We start from the raw sequence: 24,979 nt of genomic DNA, 5'->3' as shown, positions 1-24,979 counted from the left end.
ATTATGGCGGGCGGCAGCGTCAACAAGGTGATCATCGTCGGCAATCTCGGCCGTGATCCCGAAAGCAAGAGCTTCCAGAACGGCGGCAAGGTCGTCAACCTGCGCATCGCGACGTCGGAAACCTGGAAGGACAAGAACAGCGGCGAGCGCAAGGAACAGACCGAATGGCATTCGGTCGCGATCTTCAACGAAGCGCTCGGCGGGGTTGCCGAACGCTATCTGCGCAAGGGCTCGAAGGTCTATATCGAAGGCGCACTCAAGACCCGCAAGTGGCAGGACGCGCAGGGCCAGGACCGCTATTCGACCGAGATCGTGCTGCAGGGCTTCAACGGCGTGCTGACGATGCTCGACGGCGCGCCCGGTTCGGGCGGTGGTGCCGGCGGTGGCGGCGGCGGCGGCGGTGGTCGTGACGACTTCGGCGGTGGCGACGACTTCGGTGGCGGTTCGGGCGGCGGTGGCGGCTACGGTGGCGGCGGCGGCGGCGGCGGCGGGAACCGTGGCGGCGCGAGCCGTGGTGCACCGGCGAGCGGCGGCGGCGCGGCGCGGGGCGGCTTCGCGGATGATCTCGACGACGACGTTCCGTTCTGAACCGAACCGGTTGCGCTGCGTTGCAGTCCTACATGATTAACGACCTCTCCACGGACGCGCCGATCGGCCACGGTTGGCGCGTCGATGAGGGAATTCGCGCGATCGCGATCGCCGAGCACCGCATCGAAACGCTGCGCGACGATAGCGCGCTCAAGAAGATCACCGACTTCGCGGCGATCCTGTGCGATGCACCGATCGCGCTGGTCAGCATCGTCGAGGCGAGCCGCCAGACGTTCCTGTCGCGCACTGGCCTCGACGCAAGCGAGACCCCGCGCGAAACGTCGTTTTGCGCGCACGCGATGTTCGGGACCGACATCATGATCGTGCCGGACGCGACGCTGGACCCGCGCTTCAGCGACAATCCGCTGGTGACGGGGGATCTGGGGATCCGCTTCTACGCGGGCATGCCGCTCATCAGCGATGGCGGCATTCCGCTCGGATCGCTGTGCATCATCGATCGCACGCCGCGCGCCGACCTGACCGATTTCCAGCGCCAGGGCCTCAAGGTGCTTGCCGCCGACGTGCTCAACCGATTGAGCGACAGCCGGACGAGCGCGATCGCCCGCGCGACGATCGCCGACAGCGAGGGCCGGTTCCGGACGCTGGCGGACAGCATGCCGCAAATGGTGTGGTCGACGCGGCCCGACGGGTTCCACGATTACTACAACGCACGCTGGTACGAATTCACCGGCATGTTCCCGGGATCGACCGATGGCGACGCCTGGAACGACATCTTCCATCCCGAGGATCAGGCGCGGGCGTGGGAGCAATGGCGGCACTCGCTTGCCACCGGGGAGCCGTATCAGATCGAGTATCGACTGCGGCATCGCGACGGTACCTATCGCTGGACGCTGGGCCGTGCGTTGCCGATGGTCGATGCCGAGGGCGCGATCATGCGGTGGATCGGCACGTGCACCGATATCCACGAACAGAAGCTGGCGAGCGAAGAGCGCGAGGTCATCGCGCAGGAGCTCAGCCACCGGATCAAGAACATCTTTGCGGTGATTTCCGGGCTGATCTCGTTCGCCGCGCGTGCGAACCCGGATTTCCGGCCGATTGCGGACGATCTGCGCCAGCGCGTCACCGCGCTTGGCCGCGCGCATGATTTCGTGCGGCCGCACAGCGCGCGCTCACGACCCGAGGCGCGGCAGAACAGCCTGCACGGATTGCTCGACGCGCTGTTCCAACCGTATCAGACCGTCGATACGGCCCGCGTCCGGATTTCCGGGGCCGACGTCGCGATCGATGACCGCTCGGCAACGCCGCTGGCGCTGCTGTTCCACGAACTCGCCACCAACGCGGTCAAATATGGCGCGCTGTCGAAGGACACCGGGCATGTCACGGTCATCAGCGCCGTCGACGGCGACCAGATCGTCCTGACCTGGCGCGAACATGGGGGGCCCGACGTGTCGCGGCCCGAGACCGCCGGTTTCGGCGCGCAGCTGATCGATCTCAGCGCGACGCGGCAATTGGGGGGCACTGTCGTCCACCATTGGGCGGAAGACGGGTTGCAGGTGGTGCTGACCGTCGGACGGGCTGCACTCAGCCGCGGGTGAGGCTCAGGCGAGTAGGACGAAATCGCCGCTCAGCGCTTCCTGGTTGAGGGTTTCGCCGGTGGTTGCCGCCGCTGCCGCGCACAGGATGGCGGATTCGCTGAAGGGCTTGCGGACATAGCCGAGCGCCCCGGTGGAGTGCGAGATCTGGCTTGGGTTGGCGGTGACGAACACCACCTTCAACCCATATTGCTCCGACAGCGTCTGCGCGAGTTCGGGTCCGGTGGCGCCATCGCGCAGGTTGATGTCGACGAGCGCGAAGTTGCAATTCTCCGCAGCATCCAGCGCGCCAAGCTTGTCCGCCGCGATCGCTTTGACTGCATAACCGGCGTCGGTCAGGATCCGTTCGAGGTCCAGCGCGACGAAGATCTCGTCTTCTACGATCAAGGCAGTCGGGATAGACATAACAAGAACACGATCTGGATGATGTAAGTTAATGTTGCGAACCCCGCGGAGAAAGCTTTGGTTCCGCAGATTCGTTAGAACTCAGTAGAAATACAGCATGTTCCGCGCGGAAATTGGCCGCGGCAGAGGTCGTTTGCTTGTCCCCGGAGAGGAACCAGGCACCCTCGACCGCGATATCCCGCGCCTTCACGAACCCGCGGAAATCGTCGATCGTGACATGATGGATGTTGGGCGTGTCGAACCATTGTTCGGGCAACAACCGCGTCACCGGCATCCGCCCGCCCCACAACAGCGACAGGCGCACGCGCCAGTGCGCGAAGTTGGGGAAGGACACGAACGCCCGCCGGCCGATCCGCAACAGATGGTCGAGCACGACATCCGGGCGATGCGCGGTCTGCAAGGTCTGGCTGAGGATCGCATAGTCGAAACTGGCGTCGGGATATTCCTTCAGGTCGATGTCGGCATCGCCCTGGATCACCGACAGACCGCGCGACACCGCCGCCGCGACATTGCCCGCGTCGAGTTCGAGCCCGCGCGCGTCGACCTGCTTGGTGTCGCGCAACGCGGCCATCAGCGCGCCGTCGCCACAGCCGACGTCGAGCACGCGCGCGCCGGGTTCGATCCGGTCGGCGATGATCGCAAGATCGGGGCGGAGCATCACTGCGGCGCCCGCGCGAATGCTGCGGCCTCGGGCGAAAGCCGTTCCATGTAGCGGTCGGCGCGGATCAGCGAATGGAAGCCGAGCGTCTCATACACCCCGTGCGCATCCCTGGTGGCCAGCCCGATCCGGCGCAGCGCGGCGTAATCGGGACGGTCGAGGAACCACGCCACCATCCGGCGCCCGAGGCCCTGGCCGCGTCCGGCCTCATCGACCCACACGTCGGCAAGCCAGGCGAAGGTCGCACCGTCGGTGATCATCCGCGCGAACCCGACCTGTACGTCGCCGCGATACGCGCCAAGCGGATGCGACCCTGCAATTGCGCGCTCGACGAGATCGCGGGCGATGCCGGGCGACCAATAGCTCGATGCGAGCCAGCCGTGGATGCGGTCGATCTGCAACAGGCTGCGATCGTCGGACAGGATGATATCGGTCATGCGCCAGCCCTCAGGAAACCATCGACGACGCGGTTCAACTCGGGCGCCTCCAGCAGGAATGCGTCATGTCCGAACGGGCTCGACAGTTCGACGAAACTCACCGGCGCGCCCGCCGCGTTGAGCGCGTGGACGATCGCGCGCGATTCCGCGGTCGGATACAGCCAGTCGGTATCGAAACTGACGAGGCAGAAGCGCGCCTTGGTCGCGCGGAAGGCGTTGGCGAGGTGGCCGCCATGTTCTTCCGCCAGATCGAAATAATCCATCGCGCGGGTGATGTAGAGATAGGAATTGGCGTCGAACCGGTCGACAAAGCTGATCCCTTGGTGGCGCAGATAGCTTTCGATCTGGAAATCGGCGTCGAACCCGAAGCTTTTCGCGTCGCGCGCCTGCAACCGCCGCCCGAACTTGGCGGTGAGCCCGGCCTCGGACAGATAGGTGATATGCGCCGCCATCCGCGCGACCGCGAGCCCAGCCGAGGGCGGATCGGCCTCTTCGTAATACGCCCCGCCGCGCCATTTCGGGTCGGCCATCACCGCTTGTCGCCCCACTTCGTGGAACGCGATGTTCTGTGCGGTGTGGCGTGCGGTGGAGGCGATGATGACGACCGCACGCACCCGGTCCGGGAAAGTCGCGGGCCAGCTCAGCGTCTGCATCCCGCCCATCGACCCGCCGACGACCGCCGCGAGCGTCTCGATCCCGAGGTGATCGAGCAGCATCGCCTGCGCTCGCACTATGTCGCGGATCGTGATGACGGGGAAGCTCATCCCCCACGGCGCCCCCGTTGCGGGGTTGACCGTCGCGGGGCCCGACGACCCCATGCAGCTTCCCAGCACGTTCGAGCAGATGATGAAATGCCGTGCCGGATCGATCGGCTTGCCCGGGCCGACCATGCGTTCCCACCAGCCCGGCTTGCCCGTCACCGGATGCCGCGAGGCGACGTGCTGGTCGCCGGTCAGCGCATGGCAGATCAGGATCGCGTTCGAGCGATCGGCATTGAGCGTGCCATAGGTCTCATAGGCGATCTCGACCGGCGACAGCAGCGCGCCCCCGTCGAGCCGCAGCGGCCCCGGCAACGTGACGTGGCGGGCAAGCCCAAAGCGCGTGTCGTCCATGGCGGTAGCGGATAAGCGCGGGACGCGCCGGGTACAAGCGATGCTGCGGTTGGACGATGGGGGGGATGCTTGCCTTCGCCGAATCGATCCGCCATGTCGCGTGCCATGTTGCCCTTCGCCCGCGTCACCATCATCGGCATCGGTTTGATCGGATCGTCGATAGCCCGCGCGGTTCGCGCGACCATGCCCACGGTACGGCTGACCGGCTATGACGCCGACCCCGAGGTCCGCGCGATCGCCGACCGGATCGCCTTGTTCGACGACGTCGCGGACAGCAGCGGCGCGGCGGTGATCGACGCGGATCTGGTCATCCTGTGCGTGCCCGTCGGTGCGATGGGGGCTGCCGCCGCCGAGTTCGCGGCCGATCTGCCCGCGGAAGCGATCGTCAGCGATGTCGGGAGCTGCAAGGCGGAGGTCGTCCGCGCGCTGGGGGAGGCGCTCCCCGGCGCCACGGTCGTTCCCGCGCACCCGGTGGCGGGCACCGAGCGCAGCGGGCCCGAGGCGGGGTTTGCGACGCTGTTCCACAAACGCTGGTGCATCATCACCCCGCCCGAGGGGACCGATCCGCTCGCGGTCGAGCGCGTTGCCGAATTCTGGCGGCGGCTTGGCGCGGAGATCGAGATGATGGCGCCGGAGCATCACGACCGCGTGCTCGCGATCACCAGCCATTTGCCGCATCTGATCGCCTATACGATCGTCGGCACCGCATCCGACATGGAGGAAGTCACCCAGTCCGAGGTGATCAAATATTCGGCGGGCGGTTTCCGCGATTTCACGCGGATCGCGGCGTCCGACCCGACGATGTGGCGCGACGTGTTCCTCGCGAACCGCGAGGCGGTGCTCGACATGCTCCAGCGCTTCTCGGAGGATCTGACCGCGCTTCAGCGTGCGATCCGCTGGGGGAAGGGGGACGAGCTGTTCGACCTCTTCACCAAGACCCGCGCGGTGCGTCGTGGAATCATCGAGCAGGGGCAGGACGATCCGGCCCCCGATTTCGGGCGGACGCACGAGTAACGCGCTTCGTTGGTGCTGAAAAACCGTCCGTCATCCTGAACTTGTTTCAGCATCCAGCCCTCCGCGAGTCCGGACGATGCCTGTTGCACGGTGGATGCTGAAACACGTTCAGCATGACGGCAGCTTTTGGGGCGCAGATGACGATCAAACCACCGATTGCCTTTAATGCAAATGTCCCGCCTTAGCGGGGATGACGCAACTAGAGTGAGGTCACCCCAGCTGGCTCCCGCTCCAGCGCATTGATCGCCGCGTGCACGCGCGCTTCCGCTTCCTCGCGGGGCAGCCCCGGCGGGATCGGCGTGCCGAACCGGTACGTCACCGTCCCCGGCACATGCGGCCCCTGGCGCGGCCACACCAGACCGCTGTCGATCGCGATCGGCACGACCGGGATCTTGAGCATCTGATACAGCCCGGCGAACCCTGCCTTGAGCGCAGGCTGTTCGCCCGGGGCGACGCGCGTGCCTTCCGGAAAGATCAGGATCGAGCGCCCCGCCGCCAGCGCCACCCGCGCTTCGCGCAGCATGCGCCGCAACGCGCCCGCCGATGCCTCGCGGTCGACCACGATCACGCCATATTGTTTCGCCGCCCAGCCCCATACCGGAATATCGGCGAGCTCCTGCTTCATCACGATCGCGGGATGCCGCAGCATTCGCCCGAGCTCGAGCGTCTCGTACATCGCCTGATGCTTGGCGGCGTACAGCACCGGGCCGTCATAGAATCGCTCGCCCTCGATCCGCTTGAAGATCCGCAGGAAGGTCCGCGTGGTCAGGCCGTGATATTGCGTCCAGAAATGGGTGTGCGCGATCATCGCGCGCGTGCCGAACAGCGCGGAAAGCACCGAGGTCAGCACGATCGGCACCGATCCGGCGTAGAAGACGATCTTGAACAACAGGTTGCGCATCGCGATCATGTAGCCGCCCCAATCAGCAGCGCCACGCGGCGCAACAGCAATTTGTTATATTCGGCGATCAGCATCGGATAGCGCGGCTTGCTCGGCACGCCGTCGCCAAGCACGGTCGCATCGCCGTTCAGCGCGTTGACCAGTTCCAGCCGCGCGCGCGGCAAGTGCCAGTCCGACGTCACCAGCCGCACCGAGCGATAGCCGTGTTCGCGCACCCAGTCCGCGGTTTCGTCCGCGTTCGAGCGCGTGTCGACCGCCTCGTGCCCAAGATCGATGCAGCAGGTGAACAACTGCGCGCTGACGTCATATTCATGCGCGAGCTCGCCCGGGCGGACTTGCGGGGCGACCCCGCTGATCAGCATGCGCTTGGCGGCATGGTCCTGCAGCAGCGCCAGCCCGCGCGTGATCCGCCCCGACGATCCGGTCAGCACCACGATCGCGTCGGTCGGCGCCCCCACCGTGGGCGCGGGTCCGGGCATCGTCGCGAGGAACAGCGCGAACCCGCCGCCCCACAACAGCGCGAGAAAGGCGATCAGCCGCAGCATCACAACACCCGCCGCAGCGCCGCCAGCACCGCCAGCCGCGCCGCCAGCGTCGCCAGGATCGCAAAGGCGATCGGCAGGCAGCCGAGGATTACCCAGTCGCGCACCCCGAGCTGCAATCCCGTGACCAGATCCGACCCGAGCGCATCGAGCTGCACCCCGACCAGCAGCACCACGCCGATCGCCGCCGCCATCCCGACGAGTCCGCCGAGCAGCGTATCGAGCCCGATCCGCCGCTGGAACAGCCGCGCGACCTGGACGTCGGTCGACCCCAGCATGTGGAGCACCGCGATCGTGTCGCTATGCGTGTCGAGCCCCGCGCGCGCCGCGAGGATCACGACCGCTGCGGTTGCCCCCGCCATCAGCAGCACCAGCCCACCGGCCATCCCGCTCAGCATCCGCATCACCGAGCGCACCGGCCCCAGCCAGCTTTCCTGCCGGTCGACGCGTGCACTCGGCGCCGCCGCGCGCACGACCGCCTGGACGCGCGCCAGCGTCGCGGCGCTCGCTTGCGTCAGGTCGACGTCGATCATCGCGGGGATCGGCAGATCGGGGTCCGCGCCGTCGGTGCCGAGCCATGGCCGAAGCATCTCGGCGAGATGCGCCGGATCGACCGCCACCGCGCGCCGGACCTCGGGAAGCCGTTTCAACGCGGCCAGCGCGGCAGCGGCCTCGCGCGTGCGGACGCTTTCGGCGGGGGCGACGACCTGCACCGTCAGCCGGCCGGCAAGCTGGCGGTCGAGCACCGCGGCCACCCCGAGCGTGGCAAGCCCCAGCGCCGCGGCGAGCACCGTGAGAAACAGCATGATCGCCATCACCCACGCCATCGCGCGCGTGCCGTGGCGGTCGTCGAGCAACCGCCGATCCGCCGCCGATGCGATGATCCCCATGGTCATTGCACGGTATCGGGTGGCGGAAAGCGCAGCGATCCGGTCGGATCGACCAGCCGCCCCTTGTCGAGCCGCATCATGTGCGCGTGCGGGATTCGCTTGAGCGTGTGGAAATCGTGCGTCGCGACGACCACCGTCGTGCCCAGCCGGTTGAGCGAATCGAACAGATGGAGCAGCCGTTCCGCCATGTCGGGGTCGACGTTGCCGGTCGGTTCGTCCGCGACGAGGATCTCGGGCCGCCCGATCACCGCGCGCGCAATCGCGACGCGCTGCTGCTCGCCGCCCGACAGCGTCGGGGGTCGCGCATCGGTCTTGTCCGACAGCCCGACCCAGGCGAGCATCTCGCGCACCGGGTCCGCGACCTCGCGTTCGGGCACCCCCGACACGCGCAGCGGGAGCGCGATATTGTCGAACGCGGAGAGATGCGGGACGAGCCGGAAATCCTGGAACACCACGCCGATCCGCCGCCGGAAGCCGGGCAGGCGCGCGCGCGGCAGCGTCACCGCATCCTCGCCGAACAGCCGGATGCTGCCGCGGGTCGGGCGTTGCGACAGGTACAGCAACCGCAGCAGCGACGTCTTTCCCGCACCCGACGCACCGGTCAGGAAGTAGAACGCGCCGCGCGACAGCGAAAAGCTGAGGTCGCACAGCGTTTCCTGCCCCGTGTCGTAGCGAAGCCCCACATTCTCGAATTGAACGATATTCGCCATGCGGCGTGCGCTACTCGCTACTTGTTCATGCCCCGCATCCTGCATCGCACGATCTTCGCCGCCGCGACAAGCACGCAGGTGCCGCGCCGGCGGGGTTCCGCGCCGGCGCGCGCGGGGCTCTTGCCACCGGGGCGGTCGGCGGCGTAGATTCCGTTATCCTTGTGGACGCCGCGGCGCGCGTATCGTGCGATATGCCGCCCCCCGTCCGCGCTCGTTGCCTGCCCCGCACCCCTTGCTGTCTGAATTGCCCCGATGATCCTCGAATGTACCGAGTGCGACACCCGCTATGTGATCCCCGATAGCGCGGTCGGGCCGGAAGGGCGCTACGTGCGCTGCGCCAATTGCAAGCACAGCTGGTTCCAGGAACCCGTTCCCGCGCTCGAGCTCGATCAACCGGTGGAAGACGAGGCGCCGGAAGACTCGACAGCGGCTGCCCCCCGGGAAAGCGACGCCGCGCCGGAAATCGCCGCCCCTGTCTCCCCGGCCGTCCCGACACCGGTCGAGCCGACCCGCAGCTACACCGACTATGACGCGTTCGCGCATCAGCCGCCGTTCCGCGCGCGCCGCAACCCCGCGCGGCGCTGGACGATCGCAGCAGTCGTCGCGGGCGTGGCGATGCTCGGCGCGACCGCCGCGATCATCACCAGCGGCGCGCCCCGCACCGCTGCGGCGCTGTTCCACACATCGACCGAAACCCCACTGCGGTTGATCAATAAGCCGATCGACCGGCATGATTACAACGGCAACGAGGTGTTCGCGGTCAGCGGGACGGTGCTCAACCCGACCGACACGCGCCAGCGCGTCCCCGACATCCGCGCCGACTTGCTCGATTCGCAGCGTCGGGTCGTCTTCAGCTGGGTAATCCGCCCCGAGGCCACGTCGCTGCCGCCCAAGGGTCGCGTCGAGTTCAACAGCGCCAAGCTCGACGTGCCGGTCAATGCGAAGTTCCTGTCGCTCAGCTTCTCGGGCGAATCCGCGCGCTGACCCAGACGAACCGCGCGCCGTGCAAGACCGTCGCCGCAACCATCCCCAGCCCCGAGGCATAGACCAGCCCGAGCGGTCCCGCGCCGTGCGTCACCAACAGCCAGCCGAGGCCACCGGTAACGACGAAGAACGCGATGATGCTGTTCACCCCCGCGACGATCTGATCGCCCAATGAGCGGAGCGCATAGACGAACACCAGTTGTACCCCGTCGAACAGGATGAACGGCACCCACACCGGCAGCATCGCGAGCGCCGCCGCATGGACCCCCGGTGCCGCTGGAAACGCCTCCACCACCGGCACGCGCAGCAGCAGCGTCACCACCGCCAGCGCGCCCGTGATCGCCGCCGCCAGCCCCGCCGCGATCAGCGTGCGCGGGCGCACTTGGGCGGGGGCGTCTTCCCCCACCGCATTGCCGACGCGAACCCCCGCTGCGGACGCCAGCCCGACCGCCGCGCCGAACGTGACGTTGTGGAGCGAAAACACGATCTGGAAGGCGTGCGCGGTCACCGGCCCGAGATCGGTCGACAAGGCGATCAGGATCGAGAAGCCGAGCAGTTCGAGCCCCGACGCAAGCGCCGGGATCGCGCCGAACCGCCCCAGCCGTAGCGCCCCCGGCACCGCCGCGCGCCACGCGGCGAGCGTCACGTCCCGCACCCCGCGGGCGCGCGCATCGCGCGTCGTCCACGCCACGCCGAGCATTCCCGCCGCCCCCAGCAGCGACGCGATCGTCGTCGCCAGCGCCGCGCCGACCGCCCCCATCGCCGGCGCGCCAAAATGCCCGTCCGCCAGTATCCACGCCAGCAGCGCGTTGATCGGCAGCGTGGCGAGATTGACCACGGTGACGCGACGCGGGCGCGAGACGCCTTCCAGGAAGAAGCTCGCCGCGATGCTGATCATCTGCGCGGGATAGGCCAGCGCCATCATCCGGACGACCGCCGCCGCCGGATCGACCAGCGCGGGCGCGACTCCGATGCCGCCCAGCAATGGTGCGGCGAACAGCCCGAACCCGAGCGCCCCCACCAACCCGAGGATCGCGGCCAGCACCAGCCCTTCGCGCAGCGTCGCACCCGTGGCGGGCAGATCCCGCGCGCCATCCGCGCGCGACGTGAAGACGAGCGTTCCCGACAGCCACGCCAGCCCTGCGACGATCGTGACGAAGGTCAGCGCGCGACTCGCCCCGAAGGCGGCGACCTGGTCGGTCCCGGTCAGCCCGACCACCACCACGTCGGTCACGTTGAGGATCGTCCAGTTGAGGCTGGTGAGCATCACCGGCCACGCCAGCGCAAGGATTCGGTGCGTTTCCGCCAGGGTAGCCGGTCGCCCGTATGTCATGGCGTGCTGCTACGGGAAGCGCATAAAAAACGATAGCCTTGGCGGTCAGCCATTGCGTCGCCCGAATAGTCTTGCTAGGGGCGCTCGCCTACCAGCTGCCGGGCTTGCCCGGTGATGTTACGTGCGGCCGTGGCGGAACTGGTAGACGCGCAACGTTGAGGTCGTTGTGGGCGAAAGCCCGTGGAAGTTCGAGTCTTCTCGGCCGCACCATTTTTTCCCGCTGATATCGGATCTACTCCCTGCGGGAGTCCAACATGCTGCTGCGGCAGAGGCGACGATTGCGTCCAGATGGGCGCTAATAAATCCGCATATCCTGCTGTAAATCTTTCATCTGTTCGACAGTTCTTCAAGTCATTCCCTTTGGAATGGCGCAAACCATGCTGTGATCCCAACACGTGTTCGGTCAACCTTTCCCTACTCGGCAAATATAAACGTCCGGGGTCGACATCAATCCGTATGTCGAGGTCGCAGGGGAGGAACAGATGGCTCAATATACAGGCGTTCTGGTACGGCAGAATCTGCAGGACCAAGGTGCGATGCCACGGACCGGAGGCTGGACCGCATCGCCGGACGTGTTCAGCGTCGGCACCCAACCCACAACGAATCCGCAAGCGACCTACGGTTCGACGACGAGCTACGCCACCGACCCGACCCAGCCGGTGGTGCAGAACGCGCCCAATTACATTTACCTTCGCGGCAAGAACCTCGGCACGGCTGCTACCACCGGCGAGGCGCAGCTCTTCTACGCCCCGCAATCGCTGTTCCTGTATCCAGTGCAGTGGATGAACAACCAGATCACGACGTCCACCGGCGCGAATGTCAGCACCATCGCATCGATGGCGCCCAATGCGATCGGCGTCACGACCGATGCGTTCCGTTGGACGCCGCCCACCACCTCGGAACATTATTGCCTCGTCGGGTTCATCTCGACCGCCGACTTCCCGTTCTCGAGCCAGCAGCCGCCAGCAGCGGTTTCGTCGATGGATCAGCTTGCCGCCTGGATCGGCAGCACCGGGGGCGCGGGCTGGCACAATGTCCAATGGGCGACCAACTCCGCGACGTTCACCAACACCACGCCCTATCCCGCATCGAGCACCGCGGCGACCGTCCAGTTGGCGTTGACGTGCACCGGCCTGCCGGTGGGGTCGCAAGTGTCCTTCTCGTCGGCGACACCGCTACCGGACGGCACCTATCTGAATCTGCCGCTGACGACGGTGCCGACCACCGGACAGATCGGCTTCTTCATCGTCGCGAACGTTCCGGCCAACTGGAGCACGACGATCAGTTACAGCTATTATGCCAATGGTGGCACGGGGCTTTCCACCTTCAACCTCGCGATGAGCGCGTCGATCATCCAAGCGTCCGAGAACGATGTCTTCGCGAAATACACCCGACCATCGACGGAGGTTTTCCCCAACCACCAGCAATTTGACCACGCGACGGGCAAAGAGATCCACCCCTCGAACATAGTGGTCAATTATCTGATTCCTGTCGGCAGTGACGTGACCATGCTCGCCAGCAGCTGATCGAAACCAGTCCCGAGAGCAACGAGAGCGGCAACCGGCGCGGTTGTCGCTCTCCGCGTTCGAACACGCCGTCAGCATCACCAGCCCTTGACCCCGTCGCCGCCGCCACCCAACTCCGGCGCAACCATTCACCGCATAGGGGCTGCGACCAAACCATGACGACCACCACCGCTCCGGACACCGCCACGCCGCAGACGCACGCCTTCGAGGCCGATGTCGCCAAGCTGCTCCACATGATGGTGCACTCGGTCTATTCGGATAAGAACGTGTTCCTGCGCGAACTCATCTCCAACGCGGCGGATGCGTGCGAGAAGCTGCGCTACGAAGGGATCGCCGATCCCACGCTGCTCGGCGACGACCCCCGCCCGCAGATCACCGTGACGCTCGATCCCGACGCGCAGCGGCTGACGATCGAGGACAATGGCATCGGCATGACCGCCGCCGAGATGACCGATGCGCTCGGCACGATCGCGCGGTCGGGCACCAAGAGCTTCATGGACAAGCTCGCGGGCGCGCAAGGCGCTGAGGATACGCAGCTGATCGGCCAGTTCGGCGTCGGCTTCTATTCGGCGTTCATGGTCGCGAAGAGCGTCGACGTGGTGTCGCGCCGCGCCGGCAGCGACGAAGCGTCGCTGTGGTCGTCGGACGGTCTCGGCAGCTACACGATCGCACCGGTCGATCTCGCCGAAGCACCGGCGCGGGGGACGCGCGTCGTGCTCCACCTGCTCGACGATGCGAAGGACTATGCCGACCGCTTCACCGTCGAACGGACGATCAAGGCACAGTCGGGGCATGTCCCGGTGCCGATTGCGCTGCGCGAAAAGCCCGATGCCGAGCCGGTCGAGATCGCTGATGGCGCGGCGCTGTGGACCAAGCCCAAGTCCGCGATCAGCGAAGCGGATTATACCGATTTCTACCGCAGCGTGTCGGGCCAGTTCGATGATCCCGCACTGACGCTGCATTACCGTGCGGAAGGGCGCCACGAATATTCGGTGCTCGCGTTCGTGCCGTCGTCCAAGCCGTTCGACCTGTTCGATCCCGATCGCGCCGGGCGGATCAAGCTCTACGTCAATCGCGTCTTCATCACCGACGAGGCGGAACTGCTCCCGCGCTACCTGCGGTTCGTGCGCGGGCTGGTCGATTCCTCGGACGTGCCGCTCAACATGTCGCGCGAGATGATCCAGCAGAGCCCGGTGCTCGGCGCGATCAAGAAGGGCGTGACCGCGCGGGTCCTGTCCGAGCTCGAAAAGCGCGCGACGGCGGACAAGGACGCGTATCTCAAGATCTGGGAGACGTTCGGCCCGGTGCTCAAGGAAGGGCTGTACGAAGATTTCGAGCGCCGTGCGGCGCTGCTCGACCTGTCGCGCTTTCATACGACGACGTCCGACGGCGGATGGCGCTCGCTCGAGGAGTATAGCGCGGGGCTGAAGGAGAATCAGACCGCGATCTATTACGTCACCGGGACCGATCTCGACCGGATCGCGACCGCGCCGCAGCTCGAGGGGTTCCGCGCGCGCGGGGTCGAGGTGTTGCTGCTGTCCGACCCGATCGACAATTTCTGGGTGACCGCTGGCGTCGATTACCAGGGCAAACCGTTCCGCTCGGTGACGCAGGGGTCCGCCGACCTCGCGCTGATCCCGTTGCTGGAGGGCAATACCCCACCCGCCACTGAGGCGAGCGGCGAAGTGTCGGATTTCCTCGCGTTCGTGAAGACGACACTGGCGGACGACGTCTCGGATGTGCGGGCATCGGACCGGTTGACCGAAAGCGCTGTCTGCCTGGTCGCGACAGAGAGCGGGATGGACCGTCAGCTCGAACGGATGCTCGCAAGTGCGGGGCAGGCGCCACCCAAGGCCAAGCCAGTGCTTGAGGTCAACCCGCAGCACGACCTGATCGTCAAACTCGCCGAGCTGGGCGAGGGGGATGCGTTGCGCGCGGATGCCGCGCACCTGCTGTTCGACGAAGCGCAGATCGCGGACGGCGAGCAACCGGTCGACCCGCGTGCGTTCGCGGCACGGCTGGCGCGGGTCCTCACGCGCGCACTCGGGTGATCGGCTGAACCCGCCGCCCCCCGCTCGTCTCAGGCGAGCGGCGGGGGTGCGTTCGGGTTGAGCCCGCTCGGTTCGGCAAACAGGGTGGCGTGGGCAAGGTCCCACGTCGCTGCGTCGCACGCGAGCAGCAGTCCGGTCTTGCCGTCGTTTAGCCGGTAGGCCGATCCGTCCCAGCGCCGCACGCACCCGCCCGCTTCCTCTAGCAGCAACGATCCGGCGGCATGATCCCACGGCAGCGTGCGCAGGAAGAAGCCGACCTGGTTCCCGCCGAGACACAGCGTCGCATATTGTTCGGCGGCACAGCGCGGGACCGGGACCAGATCGAAGGCGGTCGCGGCATGGGCTTCGACCGTCTCGCGCAGGGGTGCGGGGAAGAACTTGGTTGCTAGTGCGGCGATCGGCTTCGTATTCTCCGGGTTCCTGATCGTGACCGGAACGCCGTCGATCAAGGTCCCGCCGCCCCGCCGCGCATGACACATCCGGCCGCGCACCGGATCATAGATCCACGCCGCCTCGACTCGCCCATGTTCCGCCAGTGCGACCATCACGCCGAACGGACTGCGACCCGCCGCGAAATGCTCGGTCCCGTCGATCGGGTCGATGATCCACACCCGCGCACCGCCGACCGCGTCGAGCACCGACGCGTCCGCCGCCGCGGCTTCCTCGCCGATCACCGCGGCGGTAGCATCGATGCGACGAAGACCTTCCGACAGCGCCTGCTCGGCTTCGCGGTCGGCGATCGTCACCAGATCCCCCGGCGCCTTCTCGACGATCTGGTCCGCGCCGAGATTGCGGAACCGCGGCAGGATGATCCGCTCCGCCACATCCCGGATCAGCGTGGCGACGGGGTCGGCTTCGGTCATCGTTCGGCTCCTGGCGCTTCGAGCGCGTGACGGGCCTGTAGCCACCATGCCGCCGTCGCCGCAAGGAACGCCCAGCCCGCACCGACGATCCAGCCCGCCAGCACGTCGGTCGGCCAATGCACCCCGAGATACAGGCGCGACAGCCCGATCAACAGCGTCAGCAGCATCGCCGCCGCCAGAATGTACACGCGCAACGCGCGGGTCTCGACACTGCGCGCGACCAGCGCGGCAAGCGTGAGATAGACGATCGCCGAATCCGCGGCATGCCCGCTCGGGAAACTGGCGTGCGAGAAGGTCGCCCAATGCGCGACCACGTTCGGGCGCGGTCGATCGACCAGCGCCTTCAGCAACTCGACCGACAAAGTGCCGAGCACCGATGCGCCGACCAGAAACCCCGCCATCGCAACCTTGCGGACGATCAGCAATCCGCCGACGACCAGGATCACGACAAGTGTCAGCGTCGTCATGTCCCCAAGCGCGGTAAAATCCTGCATTGCGAGACGAACCGCATGCGTCACCGGCCCAGGCCGCTCTGCCGCCGCGCGGATGCCGCGCAGGATCGCCGAATCATACGCATCGGTATCGCCCGCGCCGACTTCCGACGCGATGTGCAGGACGAACAGCAGCAACGCGGCGACCACGCCAAATGCGGCCAGCAAGGCGCGATCTGGGCGGGTGCGGAGCGTTTGCAGGATACGGATCGTCATTGGCTGGTCACGCGCTCCTGCGGTGCCGCACGGAAACGCGCGGCGTCAGGCTGCGAAAACGAGGAAGACCGGGTAAGGCTCCGTCATTCCGCGAAGCTCCGGGCTTCCCGGATCCAAAGCCGCAGGATAACGTATCTGCACGGCGAGCGGATTTCTCCGGTCGTCCGTCTGAAAGCGTGCATTGCCCATCAACGCCCATATCACCGCGATCGGCGCCGCCGTTCCGGATCACGACATCCATGCGGCTTTCATCGCCTGGGCCCGCGCGCGCTTGCCCGATCCGCGCAGCGCGCGCGTGTTCGATCGCATGGCATCGCGCGCCGCGATCCAGCATCGCTGGTCGATCCTGCCAGTCGGCGCGGATGGCGGGTCGCCGGTCGACGTCGGGGGCTTTTACGCCCGCGACATCCTTCCGGGGACCGCAGAGCGGATGAAACTCTACGCCGAAGCCGCGCCGGCGCTGGCGTTGACGGCGATCGCCGCGCTTGGCGAGAAGGTCGCGCTGGACGGGGTCACGCATCTGGTCGTCGCGAGCTGCACCGGGTTCGTGGCCCCGGGGATCGACCAGATCATCGCCGCGCGGCTGGGGCTCGCGCCGAGCGTCGAACGGCTGCTGGTCGGGTTCATGGGCTGTTACGCCGCCGTCGCGGCGTTGCGCAGCGCACGCCATATCGTCCGGTCGGAACCCGACGCACGCGTGCTGGTCGTGTGCGTCGAACTGTCGACGCTGCACTTGCAGGATAGCCCGGCGCTCGAACCCTTGCTCGCGATGCTCCAGTTCGGGGACGGGGCGGCGGCGGCGCTGGTCTCTGCGGAACCCGCCGGTTTCGCGCTGGGAGCGCCCTTCGCCACCACACTCCCCGATTCCGCCGAACTGATCCGCTGGGACATCACCGACCAAGGGTTTGCGATGCATCTGTCGGGCGAAGTTCCCGGCCGGATCGCCGCCGGACTTGCCGATCCGGTGTTCGCTGCGGCGGCGACCGGGGGGCAGGACCCGCAGGGGATCGACGGCTGGGCGGTCCATGCCGGCGGACGATCGATCCTTGATGCGGTGGAGACCGCGCTTTCGTTGCGGCACGATGCGCTGGCCACGTCGCGCGGCGTGTTGGCGGACGTCGGCAACATGTCCTCGGCAACGCTGATGTTCGTCCTCGCCCGGTTGCTCGACGGGCCGAAGATCGACAATGGCGTCGCGCTCGCGTTCGGCCCGGGGCTTGCCGCGGAGGGCTTCGCCTTCCGGAGCGCGGAATGACCCTGAAACAGCGCGCCATCGCCGAAGAGTTGATGGACGCGGACGATCTGTCCGCCGAGATCTATGCGGCGGTGGTCGGGGATCTGGCGAAGGTCAACGTCGTCACCATGGCGCCGCGACCGACGCTCGATTTCCTGCGCCGCGCGACCACGGGAATGACTCGGTTCCGGCTGCTCGACGTCGGGTTCGGCGATGGCGACATGCTCCGCCGCATCGCGCACTGGGCCAAGCAACGCGGGCTGGAAGCGGATCTCGTCGGGGTCGACCTCAACCCGCGCAGCGCACTTGCGGCCACCGCGCATACCCCCGCCGACCTGCCGATCCGCTATGTCACTGGGGATTACGCCGATCACGCCGGGGAAGGATGGGACTTCGTCGTCAGCAGCCTCGTCGCGCATCACATGACGCACGACCAGCTCGTCGCCTTCCTCCGCTTCATGGACCGCGAAAGCGCGCGCGGTTGGCTGGTCAACGACCTGCATCGTCACCCAGTCGCACACCTGGGGTTTCCGATCCTCGCGGCGCTTGCGCGGTGGCATCCGATCGTGCGGCATGACGGCACGCTCTCGGTCGCGCGCTCCTATCGGCCCGACGAATGGCCCCCCATCCTGGCGGAAGCAGGCGTGTCCGCACGCGTCTACCGCGCTTTCCCGTACCGGTTATGCGTCGAACACCTGCGCTGATCGTCGGCGGCGGCCCCGCAGGCGCAAGCGCCGCGATTCTGCTTGCCCGTGCCCGTACGCCACATCTGCTGATCGAACGCAGCCGCGAAACCGGCGACGCGATCTGCGGCGGCTTCCTCAGCTGGCGAACGCTCGAGTCGCTGGGGCGGCTTGGGATCGCCCCGGACGCACTCGGCCCGGCGCGAATCCTGCGCACACGCGTGTTCGCCGGGAACCGCACTGCCGAGGCGCCGTTGCCCCGCCCCGCCCACGGCGTATCGCGCCGGATGCTCGATGCCGTGCTGCTCCGCCAGGCCGTTGCGATGGGGGCAGCGGTCGAGCGCGGGGTCACGGTGCGCACCGTGGAGGGCACCACCGCGACGCTCGACGACGGTGCCGAGCTCGTCGGGGACGCGCTGTTCCTCGCCAACGGCAAGCACGACGTGCGGGGGTCCGCGCGCCCCAGCGAAGCGCGCGGGGCGGATCCGGTACTCGGGCTGCGCGTCCGGCTCGCGTCCGCACCCGGTCTCACGCGCCTGATCGGCGATGCGATCGAATTGCACCTGTTCGATCGCGGCTATGTCGGCATCGTGTTGCAGGAAGACGGCAGCGCCAATGTCTGCATGGCGGTGCATCGCTCCAAGATGCTCGCCGCCGGATCCCCCGCCGCGCTGCTCGACGTGCTGGCGCGCGATCACCCCCCGCTTGGCGAACGGCTTGCGTTCCGCTCAGGGCACGAACCGATCGATGCGATCGCCAACGTTCCCTATGGCTGGCGCGCGCAGCGGACGGAGGGCGGCGTATTCCGGCTTGGCGATCAAGCGGGCGTGATCCCGTCGCTTGCGGGCGAGGGAATGGGAATCGCGATCGCCAGTGGCATCCGTGCGGGCCGTTCCTATATCGAGGGCGGTGCAGCGGCGGCACCGCGCTTCCAGCGCGATTTCGCGGCGGCGACTGCCCGGCCGATCCGGCTGGCGGGACTGGTGCGCGACGTGGCGGAACGGCCGCGACTAGGCGCGGCCCTGCTTCCGCTGGTCGGCCACGTACCGGGACTGATCGATATCATCGCACGTGCCACCAGGATCGGCCATTCGACCCTTGACCACGCAGCGTCTCAGCAGGAAAACTAAGTCCATGGAGCACATCACCCTGTCCGAAACCGAGTGGCGCAAGAAGCTCGGCCCCGAAGCGTATCACGTGCTGCGCGAAGCCGGGACCGAGCGGGCGTTTTCCGGACGGTACAATAACAACAAGGCGGACGGAATCTATCGCTGCGGCGGCTGCGCGCTGCCGCTGTTCGATTCGGCGGACAAATATGATTCCGGCTCGGGCTGGCCGAGCTTCACCCAACCGATCGATCCCGAGAACGTCACCAACCACACCGACGTCAGCCACGGCATGACCCGCACCGAAGCGCGGTGCGCACGCTGCGACGGGCATCTCGGCCACGTCTTCCCCGATGGCCCGCCGCCGACCGGGCTGCGCTATTGCATGAATTCGCTTAGCCTCGACTTCCGCGCCCGCGGAAACGGCGACGAGGCGCGTGTCTGAGGGATGGGCCTGATCGACGGACCGAGGGCTCCCGTGGCATCGATTGCCACGGCATGGCTTGTCGGATGGTTCGGCAAGCCTTAACGCTCTCCTCCGCGCATGGCCCGCTCTTCCACTTCTTCCCCCCGTTCTGCGCGCGCGCCCTTGTGGCGCCGGCGGATGGTGCTCGCGTTGCAGATCCTGGCGGGACTGGTGGTGCTCGCGTTCGCGGCACTTGCGGTCACCGTCTATGTCTCCGAAAGCCAGCTCCCGAGCTATGAAGAGCTGAAATCGTCGCCCAACGGCCAGATGATCCGCGTCCACGCCGCGGACGGCACCGTGATCGTCTCGCTCGGGCCGAGTTATGGCGACTGGCTGTCGTACGACAAGATCCCGGTGGTGATGCGCGAAGCGATGGTTTCGGTCGAGGATCGCCGGTTCCGCTCGCACTTCGGCGTCGATCCGATCGGTCTTGCCCGCTCGATCCGTTTCGCGTTCAACAACCGCGGGAACGGGCGTCGCCTGCAGGGCGCCTCGACGATCACGCAGCAGGTCGCGCGCACGATTTTCCTGTCGAACAAGTATACCTACGGGCGCAAGGCGCGTGAGGCGCTGCTCGCGCTCGCGCTCGAGCGCAAGTTCAGCAAGGACCAGATCCTCGAACTCTACCTCAACAAGGTCTATTTCGGCGGCGGCGCGTACGGCATCGATGCCGCGTCGCGGCGCTTCTTCGGTCACGGCGCGGAAACGCTGAGCCTGTCCGAAGCCGCGATCATCGCGGGCCTGGTCAAGGCGCCGTCCGCTTATTCCCCCACCGCCGATGCCGAGGCTGCGGTCGGCCGCGCCGGGGTCGTCATCGGTCTGATGCGCGAAACCGGCGCGATCACCGCCGAACAAGCGGCCGAGGCCAACCCCAAGGACGTCAAGCTCGCGCCCGAACCGCGGCAGAACAGCGTCCGCTACTTTACCGACTGGGCCTTGCCGCAGCTCGAAGTGCTGATCGACGAGACGCAGCGTCCGCTCGAAGTGTGGACCACGCTCGATCTCGGGATGCAACGCGCCGCCGACGCCGCGATCCGCGCCAACGCACCGCCGGGGGCGCAAGGCGCGCTTGTGGCGATCGACCGTGACGGCGCGGTCCGCGCGATGGTCGGCGGGACCGATTACGTATCCTCGATCTACAATCGCGCGACCCAGGCGCAGCGCCAGCCGGGGTCCGCGTTCAAGCTGTTCGTCTATCTCGCCGCGCTCGAAGCAGGGCATAAGCCGGAGGATTCGATCGTCGACGAGCCGATCACGATCGACGGGTGGAGCCCGCGCAACGACTCACGCCGCAACTCGGGTGCGGTCTCGCTGCGCACCGCGTTTGCCTATTCGCTCAACACGATCGCCGCCAAGCTAGGGCAGGAGGTCGGCTTCTCGACCGTCGCCGACATGGCGCGGCGGTTCGGGATCACGACCAAGGTCAACACGCATCCCTCGATGGTGCTCGGCACGTCGGACGTGCGACTGATCGACATGACGCGCGCCTTCGCCAGCGTCGGCAACAAGGGCGTCGCGGTGACGCCGTACGGGATCACCAAGGTGACCACGTCCGGCGAGACGATCTACGCCCAGTCGATCGACACCAGCCACGTCCTGGTTGCCCCTTATGTCGCCGCGCAGATGACCGACTTGCTGCAGACCACGGTCAACACCGGCACCGGCCGCGCTGCGCAGATCGGGCGCCCGGTCGCGGGCAAGACCGGGACGACGACGTCGAGCAAGGACGGCTGGTTCCTCGGCTTCTCGAGCGGGCTGACGACGGGGGTGTGGATGGGCCGCGACGACGCCAAGCCGATTGCCGGCTTGCACGGCGGCACCGCTCCGGCGCGCGCGTTTGCCGCGTTCATGAAGGTCGCGGTCGCCAACCGTCCGGTCGAGCAGTTCGACACCAAGGTGACGCTGCCCGAATATCAGCTAGAGCCCGACCAGGAATCGTATTTCGGGGAAGCCGACAACGGCCTGTTCGTCGATGAAAACGGCACCCCGCTCGAACCCGGCGTCGCCCCGGCGCCGGTCGAGGGGCAGCAGGTCGACCAGGACGGTAACCCCATCGTGCGACAGCCGCGCCCCGCCGAACGCCCGGATCAGACACCGCCGCAGGGAACGGACGGCACGGAACGCCCTGCGGATGGCGAGAAACTCGATCAGGCGTGGCTCGATCATGTCCTGGGTCGCGATACCCCGCGCGCACCGTCGGCGCGGCCCCCGCGCGAGCGTCAGGCGCCCGTCGCGGACCCTCGCCCGACCCAGTGAAGCGCCGCGCCGTGAGCGCGCAGCCAAGCGTGCGACCGCGCCGGATCGCTTTCGTCCAGTAACGCGACCACGCGGTGGAACTGCGGTCCGTGGTTCATGTGCAACCGATGCGCGACTTCATGTGCGACGGTCGAGCGGCGGACGAATGTCGGCATCAGGATCAGCCGCCAGCTGTAGCGGATCGTCCCGCTCGACGCACAACTCCCCCAGCGCGACTTGGGATCGCCGACCGCGACCTTGAGGACCGTCACGCCCGCGCGCGCCGCGAATTCGGCGGTCTCCTCGCTCAGGACGCGCAACGCCTCGCGCTGCAACCAGAGCGCGATCCGCCGCGACAGACCATCGCGCGGACCACCACAGCGCAACAGATCCCCGTCTCGCACAATCCGACGCGATGTGGCTTCGTCCCACACGATCGTCAGCATGCCGTCTTCGAACGGAAAGGCCATTCCCGGCTCGAACGGTACCGCACGGGGCAGGCGCGCGCGTTGCTCCGCGATCCAGTCCGCCTTGTCCGCCGCCCAGGCGAGCGCAGGCTTGAGCGCGGCACGCGGGGGCAAGACCAGCCGGACTCGCCCGGTCGCGCTATCGACCGAAAGCCGCGCGCGCCGCGCACGCGCGTTGCGGACGACCTCGAGCGGTTCGCTCACAACTCGCGGTCGACCAGATGATATTCGAGATCGCCCGCATCATCCTCGGACACGGTCCAGCCGCGCACCGATTGCCCCGCGCGATGCACCGCCTCGCGGTCGCCGCAGACGAGGTAGTGCCACTCGTGCAGTGGTTCGTCCGCGGCGCGCAGACGATAGGCGCAGGTCGACGGCAGCCAGTCGATCGTGCGGACGTTGTCGCGGCTCAGCCGCACGCATTCGCTGACATAGGCGTGACGGTGCTTGTAGTTCGAACACAGCGCGGTCGCACGGTCGAGCAGCCGGCACGACACGTTGGTCGGCAGCAGCTCGCCCGTCTCCTCATCCTCGAGCTTGTGGACGCAGCATTTGCCGCACCCGTCGCACAACGCTTCCCACTGCCCGCGGTCGAGCGTGTCGATCGGCTCTTCCCAAAATTTGCTGCTCACTTGACCCACCGTTCGAGTTCGTCCGAGACCGCTTGCGGCGTCTGATCCTGCGGGAGCAGCGCCACCGGTTTGCCCGCCGGATCCATCAGAAACGCAAAACGCCCGTGCGCGACGAGATATCCGCCATCGGCATTGGGCTTCTCCGCTTCGACCGCGACACCATACGCCTTGGTCAGCGCTGCGATCGCGGCGGGGCTCCCGGTCAGCCCGACCATCCGTGGGTGAAACGCGGTGACGAACGCCTTGAGCACCGGTGGCGTGTCCCGCGCCGGGTCGACCGTCACGAAGACGGGGACGACCTTCGCGGCGCGCGTCGCGTCTGTCTTCTCGAACAGCCGCAACCCCGCGCCGATCGTCTGCATGTCGGTCGGGCAGACGTCGGGACAGAAGGTATAACCGAAATACATGATGCGATACCGCCCGGCAAAATCACGGTCGGTGCGCGGCTTGCCGTCCTGGTCGGTCAGCGCGAACGGCGCGCCGATCCGCGCGCCTTCCAGCGGCGCGTGGGTTGTCGCGGCAGGGCCGGTCGAAACGGGGCTGCTACAGGCTATGGGAAGCGCGACAAGCACGAGGGCGGACAGCGCGCGGACGATCTGGTTCATGGCGTGTTCCGTCATGATCTGTTAGGTCGCGGCACGCAAGCATTGCACCGGTTTCGCCTTCTGTCAGGACATTTCTCCGATGACTTTCCGCTTCCTCGTCAGCACGCTGACGCTTTCCATCGCTCCCATCGCGATCCTGTCGGCGCCGGCCGTCGCGCAATTGGGCCAATCGGAAGGCTATAAGTTCCTGCAGGCGATCAAGGACGGGAAGGGCGACGAGGTCACCAAGTTCCTCGACAAGCCCGGCGCGACGGTGATCAACGCGCGCGACGTGACCAATGGCGACGGCGCACTCCACATCGTCGTGCGTCGGCAGGACTCGACCTATCTCAACTATCTGCTCGCGCGCGGGGCCGACCCCAACCTGAAGAACGATCGCGGCGAAACGCCGTTGCTGATCGCCGCCGGGCTGGGGTCGACCGACATGATCGAAACGCTCGCCAAGCGCGGCGCGAACGTCAATCAGGGGAATGCGAGCGGCGAGACCGCGCTGATCCGCGCGGTGCAGCGCCGCGATGCGACGATGGTGCGCAGCTTGCTCGACCTGGGTGCGGACCCCGACCAGAAGGACCTGCTGCAGGGTTCGTCCGCGCGCGACTATGCGCATCAGGACAAGCGCACGCCCGCGATCGCCGCGTTGATCGACGCCGCCCCGAAGAAGGTCCGCAAGGTCGTTTCCGGCCCCAAGCTCTAACCTAGGGAGCGGGCGCCTCCGCGACCGTCACGTGCGGAACGCGAGGCCGTCCGCTTCGGGGTCGGTCAGCGCGATCATCCGCCGCGCGGCACGCCGGGCGAAGGCGAGCGTCACCCGCTTTCGGGTCGCGGCGGACAAGGGATCGGTATGCGCCTCGCGCTGGATCGCCGCATCGTAGCGATCCGCGATGATGATTCCGGTCCGTTCGGGCAGGAACCCTTCGCGATCGAGCGGGCTGGCATCGAACCCGGCGGGGACGGCCCAATAATATCGGTCGCAGCACCCGAGATACTCGGTCCACTTGCTGTCGCCGAGCAGATCGGCGCGCGACACCTTGATCTCGACGATGACGATCTGCCCGCGCGCGTCGATCGCCATCAGGTCCGCGCGGCGATTGCCGTCGAGCGGCACCTCGGACAGCGCCACCAGATCGTGGCGGAGCAGCATCCGGATCGTGCCCCGCGCGACATCGGCGGCGCAGAGCGGCGATCCCGGCGTGTCCACGCAGGATTGCGGCGGGGTTTGCTGCGAAGTTTGCTCCGGGGCGTGCGGCACGTCGATCAACATGCCGCAACCGTAGAAC

27 protein-coding genes and 1 tRNA gene are annotated in these 24,979 nt (G+C 67.3%); 13 read left to right on the top strand and 15 right to left on the bottom strand.

All coding sequences use genetic code 11. The features are described from left to right. Positions 1 to 3: 3 nt before the first annotated feature. Positions 4 to 588 carry a single-stranded DNA-binding protein gene (gene ssb / locus ABIC16_RS01685; protein WP_354289809.1) on the top strand — a complete coding sequence of 195 codons (585 nt, stop codon included), beginning with the start codon at positions 4 to 6 and terminating at the stop codon, positions 586 to 588. Between the two features lie 32 nt (positions 589 to 620). Beyond that, the gene (locus ABIC16_RS01680) at positions 621 to 2,144 is read left to right on the top strand and encodes a sensor histidine kinase (protein ID WP_354289808.1); all 1,524 of its coding nucleotides are present in this window, start codon (positions 621 to 623) and stop codon (positions 2,142 to 2,144) included. Positions 2,145 to 2,147: 3 nt separating this feature from the next. Here the strand turns inward: ABIC16_RS01680 and ABIC16_RS01675 are convergent, their stop codons facing one another. Genes ABIC16_RS01675 through metX form a run of 4 tightly spaced genes read right to left on the bottom strand, consistent with a single transcriptional unit; the run spans position 2,148 to position 4,753 of the window. Beyond that, a complete protein-coding gene (locus tag ABIC16_RS01675) occupies positions 2,148 to 2,546 on the bottom strand; it encodes a response regulator (RefSeq protein WP_354289807.1) in 399 nt (132 codons plus the stop codon). A 28-nt stretch (positions 2,547 to 2,574) separates the two neighbouring features. Next, a complete protein-coding gene (metW, locus tag ABIC16_RS01670; protein WP_277969793.1) occupies positions 2,575 to 3,207 on the bottom strand; it encodes a methionine biosynthesis protein MetW in 633 nt (210 codons plus the stop codon). After that, positions 3,204 to 3,641: a GNAT family N-acetyltransferase gene (locus ABIC16_RS01665; protein WP_354289806.1), complete on the bottom strand. Its 438-nt coding sequence runs from the start codon at positions 3,639 to 3,641 to the stop codon at positions 3,204 to 3,206. Before ABIC16_RS01665 ends, metW begins: the two co-directional genes overlap by 4 nt. Next, complete coding sequence (metX, locus tag ABIC16_RS01660) at positions 3,638 to 4,753, bottom strand: homoserine O-acetyltransferase MetX (RefSeq protein ID WP_354289805.1); 1,116 nt, start codon at positions 4,751 to 4,753, stop codon at positions 3,638 to 3,640. The genes ABIC16_RS01665 and metX overlap by 4 nt, the downstream gene beginning before the upstream one ends. Positions 4,754 to 4,858: 105 nt before the next feature. On the opposite strand from metX, the gene ABIC16_RS01655 reads away from it, so the two are divergent. Further along, positions 4,859 to 5,767 (top strand): prephenate/arogenate dehydrogenase family protein, encoded by a 909-nt coding sequence (locus ABIC16_RS01655; protein ID WP_354292234.1) that lies wholly within the window; start codon positions 4,859 to 4,861, stop codon positions 5,765 to 5,767. A gap of 199 nt (positions 5,768 to 5,966) precedes the next feature. Here ABIC16_RS01655 and ABIC16_RS01650 read toward each other — a convergent pair whose 3' ends face one another. Genes ABIC16_RS01650 through ftsE form a run of 4 tightly spaced genes read right to left on the bottom strand, consistent with a single transcriptional unit; the run spans position 5,967 to position 8,810 of the window. Continuing rightward, a complete protein-coding gene (locus ABIC16_RS01650; RefSeq protein WP_277969796.1) occupies positions 5,967 to 6,677 on the bottom strand; it encodes a lysophospholipid acyltransferase family protein in 711 nt (236 codons plus the stop codon). After that, positions 6,674 to 7,213, bottom strand: coding sequence for a YdcF family protein (locus ABIC16_RS01645; RefSeq protein ID WP_431358394.1), 540 nt, complete (start codon positions 7,211 to 7,213; stop codon positions 6,674 to 6,676). Before ABIC16_RS01645 ends, ABIC16_RS01650 begins: the two co-directional genes overlap by 4 nt. Further along, positions 7,213 to 8,106, bottom strand: a complete 894-nt coding sequence (locus tag ABIC16_RS01640; protein WP_354289804.1) for a cell division protein FtsX — start codon at positions 8,104 to 8,106, stop codon at positions 7,213 to 7,215. The genes ABIC16_RS01645 and ABIC16_RS01640 overlap by 1 nt, the downstream gene beginning before the upstream one ends. Beyond that, entirely contained in the window at positions 8,103 to 8,810 is a 708-nt protein-coding gene (ftsE, locus tag ABIC16_RS01635; protein WP_277969799.1) for a cell division ATP-binding protein FtsE, read from the bottom strand. The genes ABIC16_RS01640 and ftsE overlap by 4 nt, the downstream gene beginning before the upstream one ends. A 252-nt stretch (positions 8,811 to 9,062) precedes the next feature. On the opposite strand from ftsE, the gene ABIC16_RS01630 reads away from it, so the two are divergent. Continuing rightward, positions 9,063 to 9,794, top strand: a complete 732-nt coding sequence (locus ABIC16_RS01630; protein WP_354289803.1) for an MJ0042-type zinc finger domain-containing protein — start codon at positions 9,063 to 9,065, stop codon at positions 9,792 to 9,794. Here ABIC16_RS01630 and ABIC16_RS01625 read toward each other — a convergent pair. Further along, entirely contained in the window at positions 9,766 to 11,127 is a 1,362-nt protein-coding gene (locus ABIC16_RS01625) for an MATE family efflux transporter (RefSeq protein WP_354289802.1), read from the bottom strand. The genes ABIC16_RS01630 and ABIC16_RS01625 overlap by 29 nt on opposite strands. Before the next feature lie 123 nt (positions 11,128 to 11,250). Here ABIC16_RS01625 and ABIC16_RS01620 point away from each other — a divergent pair. The 3 genes from ABIC16_RS01620 to htpG all read left to right on the top strand — a co-directional run bounded on the left by ABIC16_RS01620 (position 11,251) and on the right by htpG (position 14,704). Then, positions 11,251 to 11,337 (top strand) — tRNA-Leu (locus tag ABIC16_RS01620). A 272-nt stretch (positions 11,338 to 11,609) separates the two neighbouring features. Then, positions 11,610 to 12,653 (top strand): hypothetical protein, encoded by a 1,044-nt coding sequence (locus ABIC16_RS01615; RefSeq protein ID WP_277969802.1) that lies wholly within the window; start codon positions 11,610 to 11,612, stop codon positions 12,651 to 12,653. 155 nt (positions 12,654 to 12,808) lie between these two features. Next, the gene (htpG, locus tag ABIC16_RS01610; protein ID WP_354289801.1) at positions 12,809 to 14,704 is read left to right on the top strand and encodes a molecular chaperone HtpG; all 1,896 of its coding nucleotides are present in this window, start codon (positions 12,809 to 12,811) and stop codon (positions 14,702 to 14,704) included. 29 nt (positions 14,705 to 14,733) lie between these two features. Here htpG and ABIC16_RS01605 read toward each other — a convergent pair whose 3' ends face one another. Then, positions 14,734 to 15,567, bottom strand: coding sequence for an inositol monophosphatase family protein (locus tag ABIC16_RS01605; RefSeq protein WP_354289800.1), 834 nt, complete (start codon positions 15,565 to 15,567; stop codon positions 14,734 to 14,736). Further along, a complete protein-coding gene (locus ABIC16_RS01600; RefSeq protein ID WP_354289799.1) occupies positions 15,564 to 16,274 on the bottom strand; it encodes a phosphatase PAP2 family protein in 711 nt (236 codons plus the stop codon). Before ABIC16_RS01600 ends, ABIC16_RS01605 begins: the two co-directional genes overlap by 4 nt. A gap of 181 nt (positions 16,275 to 16,455) precedes the next feature. Between ABIC16_RS01600 and ABIC16_RS01595 the strand changes: the two genes are divergently transcribed. The 5 genes from ABIC16_RS01595 to ABIC16_RS01575 all read left to right on the top strand — a co-directional run bounded on the left by ABIC16_RS01595 (position 16,456) and on the right by ABIC16_RS01575 (position 22,019). Continuing rightward, positions 16,456 to 17,529, top strand: a complete 1,074-nt coding sequence (locus ABIC16_RS01595) for a type III polyketide synthase (protein ID WP_354289798.1) — start codon at positions 16,456 to 16,458, stop codon at positions 17,527 to 17,529. Next, positions 17,526 to 18,212 carry a methyltransferase domain-containing protein gene (locus ABIC16_RS01590; RefSeq protein ID WP_354289797.1) on the top strand — a complete coding sequence of 229 codons (687 nt, stop codon included), beginning with the start codon at positions 17,526 to 17,528 and terminating at the stop codon, positions 18,210 to 18,212. Before ABIC16_RS01595 ends, ABIC16_RS01590 begins: the two co-directional genes overlap by 4 nt. Further along, positions 18,191 to 19,321: an NAD(P)/FAD-dependent oxidoreductase gene (locus ABIC16_RS01585; protein ID WP_354289796.1), complete on the top strand. Its 1,131-nt coding sequence runs from the start codon at positions 18,191 to 18,193 to the stop codon at positions 19,319 to 19,321. The genes ABIC16_RS01590 and ABIC16_RS01585 overlap by 22 nt, the downstream gene beginning before the upstream one ends. A gap of 4 nt (positions 19,322 to 19,325) precedes the next feature. Next, positions 19,326 to 19,742, top strand: coding sequence for a peptide-methionine (R)-S-oxide reductase MsrB (gene msrB, locus ABIC16_RS01580; protein ID WP_277969809.1), 417 nt, complete (start codon positions 19,326 to 19,328; stop codon positions 19,740 to 19,742). Between the two features lie 99 nt (positions 19,743 to 19,841). Further along, positions 19,842 to 22,019: a transglycosylase domain-containing protein gene (locus ABIC16_RS01575; protein ID WP_354289795.1), complete on the top strand. Its 2,178-nt coding sequence runs from the start codon at positions 19,842 to 19,844 to the stop codon at positions 22,017 to 22,019. Here ABIC16_RS01575 and ABIC16_RS01570 read toward each other — a convergent pair. From ABIC16_RS01570 to ABIC16_RS01560, 3 genes are read right to left on the bottom strand one after another with little or no spacing between them, the layout of a single operon-like run. Further along, the gene (locus ABIC16_RS01570) at positions 21,983 to 22,669 is read right to left on the bottom strand and encodes a M48 family metallopeptidase (RefSeq protein WP_354289794.1); all 687 of its coding nucleotides are present in this window, start codon (positions 22,667 to 22,669) and stop codon (positions 21,983 to 21,985) included. The two genes, ABIC16_RS01575 and ABIC16_RS01570, sit on opposite strands and share 37 nt — an antisense overlap. After that, complete coding sequence (locus ABIC16_RS01565) at positions 22,666 to 23,106, bottom strand: YcgN family cysteine cluster protein (RefSeq protein WP_277969812.1); 441 nt, start codon at positions 23,104 to 23,106, stop codon at positions 22,666 to 22,668. Before ABIC16_RS01565 ends, ABIC16_RS01570 begins: the two co-directional genes overlap by 4 nt. After that, positions 23,094 to 23,702, bottom strand: coding sequence for an SCO family protein (locus ABIC16_RS01560; protein WP_354289793.1), 609 nt, complete (start codon positions 23,700 to 23,702; stop codon positions 23,094 to 23,096). The genes ABIC16_RS01565 and ABIC16_RS01560 overlap by 13 nt, the downstream gene beginning before the upstream one ends. Positions 23,703 to 23,781: 79 nt before the next feature. On the opposite strand from ABIC16_RS01560, the gene ABIC16_RS01555 reads away from it, so the two are divergent. Continuing rightward, positions 23,782 to 24,396 (top strand): ankyrin repeat domain-containing protein, encoded by a 615-nt coding sequence (locus tag ABIC16_RS01555; protein WP_354289792.1) that lies wholly within the window; start codon positions 23,782 to 23,784, stop codon positions 24,394 to 24,396. Positions 24,397 to 24,423: 27 nt separating this feature from the next. Here ABIC16_RS01555 and ABIC16_RS01550 read toward each other — a convergent pair whose 3' ends face one another. Then, positions 24,424 to 24,963 (bottom strand): MmcB family DNA repair protein, encoded by a 540-nt coding sequence (locus ABIC16_RS01550; protein WP_354289791.1) that lies wholly within the window; start codon positions 24,961 to 24,963, stop codon positions 24,424 to 24,426. Between the last annotated feature and the right edge of the window lie 16 nt (positions 24,964 to 24,979).

The organism is Sphingomonas sp. PvP055 (assembly GCF_040546365.1).
In the GTDB taxonomy this organism is placed as follows: Bacteria; Pseudomonadota; Alphaproteobacteria; order Sphingomonadales; family Sphingomonadaceae; genus Sphingomonas; species Sphingomonas echinoides_A.
This window is presented reverse-complemented; position numbering and strand designations above follow the sequence as displayed.

Excerpts from the sequence above, each read along its gene's own strand:
- ssb (WP_354289809.1), top strand. The coding sequence starts at position 4 with ATGGCGGGCGGCAGCGTCAACAAGGTGATCATCGTCGGCAATCTCGGC.
- ABIC16_RS01680 (WP_354289808.1), top strand. The coding sequence starts at position 621 with ATGATTAACGACCTCTCCACGGACGCGCCGATCGGCCACGGTTGGCGC.
- ABIC16_RS01675 (WP_354289807.1), bottom strand. The coding sequence starts at position 2,546 with ATGTCTATCCCGACTGCCTTGATCGTAGAAGACGAGATCTTCGTCGCG.
- ABIC16_RS01665 (WP_354289806.1), bottom strand. The coding sequence starts at position 3,641 with ATGACCGATATCATCCTGTCCGACGATCGCAGCCTGTTGCAGATCGAC.
- metX (WP_354289805.1), bottom strand. The coding sequence starts at position 4,753 with ATGGACGACACGCGCTTTGGGCTTGCCCGCCACGTCACGTTGCCGGGG.
- ABIC16_RS01655 (WP_354292234.1), top strand. The coding sequence starts at position 4,859 with ATGTTGCCCTTCGCCCGCGTCACCATCATCGGCATCGGTTTGATCGGA.
- ABIC16_RS01650 (WP_277969796.1), bottom strand. The coding sequence starts at position 6,677 with ATGATCGCGATGCGCAACCTGTTGTTCAAGATCGTCTTCTACGCCGGA.
- ABIC16_RS01645 (WP_431358394.1), bottom strand. The coding sequence starts at position 7,213 with ATGCTGCGGCTGATCGCCTTTCTCGCGCTGTTGTGGGGCGGCGGGTTC.
- ABIC16_RS01640 (WP_354289804.1), bottom strand. The coding sequence starts at position 8,106 with ATGACCATGGGGATCATCGCATCGGCGGCGGATCGGCGGTTGCTCGAC.
- ftsE (WP_277969799.1), bottom strand. The coding sequence starts at position 8,810 with ATGGCGAATATCGTTCAATTCGAGAATGTGGGGCTTCGCTACGACACG.
- ABIC16_RS01630 (WP_354289803.1), top strand. The coding sequence starts at position 9,063 with ATGATCCTCGAATGTACCGAGTGCGACACCCGCTATGTGATCCCCGAT.
- ABIC16_RS01625 (WP_354289802.1), bottom strand. The coding sequence starts at position 11,127 with ATGACATACGGGCGACCGGCTACCCTGGCGGAAACGCACCGAATCCTT.
- ABIC16_RS01615 (WP_277969802.1), top strand. The coding sequence starts at position 11,610 with ATGGCTCAATATACAGGCGTTCTGGTACGGCAGAATCTGCAGGACCAA.
- htpG (WP_354289801.1), top strand. The coding sequence starts at position 12,809 with ATGACGACCACCACCGCTCCGGACACCGCCACGCCGCAGACGCACGCC.
- ABIC16_RS01605 (WP_354289800.1), bottom strand. The coding sequence starts at position 15,567 with ATGACCGAAGCCGACCCCGTCGCCACGCTGATCCGGGATGTGGCGGAG.
- ABIC16_RS01600 (WP_354289799.1), bottom strand. The coding sequence starts at position 16,274 with ATGACGATCCGTATCCTGCAAACGCTCCGCACCCGCCCAGATCGCGCC.
- ABIC16_RS01590 (WP_354289797.1), top strand. The coding sequence starts at position 17,526 with ATGACCCTGAAACAGCGCGCCATCGCCGAAGAGTTGATGGACGCGGAC.
- ABIC16_RS01585 (WP_354289796.1), top strand. The coding sequence starts at position 18,191 with ATGCGTCGAACACCTGCGCTGATCGTCGGCGGCGGCCCCGCAGGCGCA.
- msrB (WP_277969809.1), top strand. The coding sequence starts at position 19,326 with ATGGAGCACATCACCCTGTCCGAAACCGAGTGGCGCAAGAAGCTCGGC.
- ABIC16_RS01575 (WP_354289795.1), top strand. The coding sequence starts at position 19,842 with ATGGCCCGCTCTTCCACTTCTTCCCCCCGTTCTGCGCGCGCGCCCTTG.
- ABIC16_RS01560 (WP_354289793.1), bottom strand. The coding sequence starts at position 23,702 with ATGAACCAGATCGTCCGCGCGCTGTCCGCCCTCGTGCTTGTCGCGCTT.
- ABIC16_RS01555 (WP_354289792.1), top strand. The coding sequence starts at position 23,782 with ATGACTTTCCGCTTCCTCGTCAGCACGCTGACGCTTTCCATCGCTCCC.
- ABIC16_RS01550 (WP_354289791.1), bottom strand. The coding sequence starts at position 24,963 with ATGTTGATCGACGTGCCGCACGCCCCGGAGCAAACTTCGCAGCAAACC.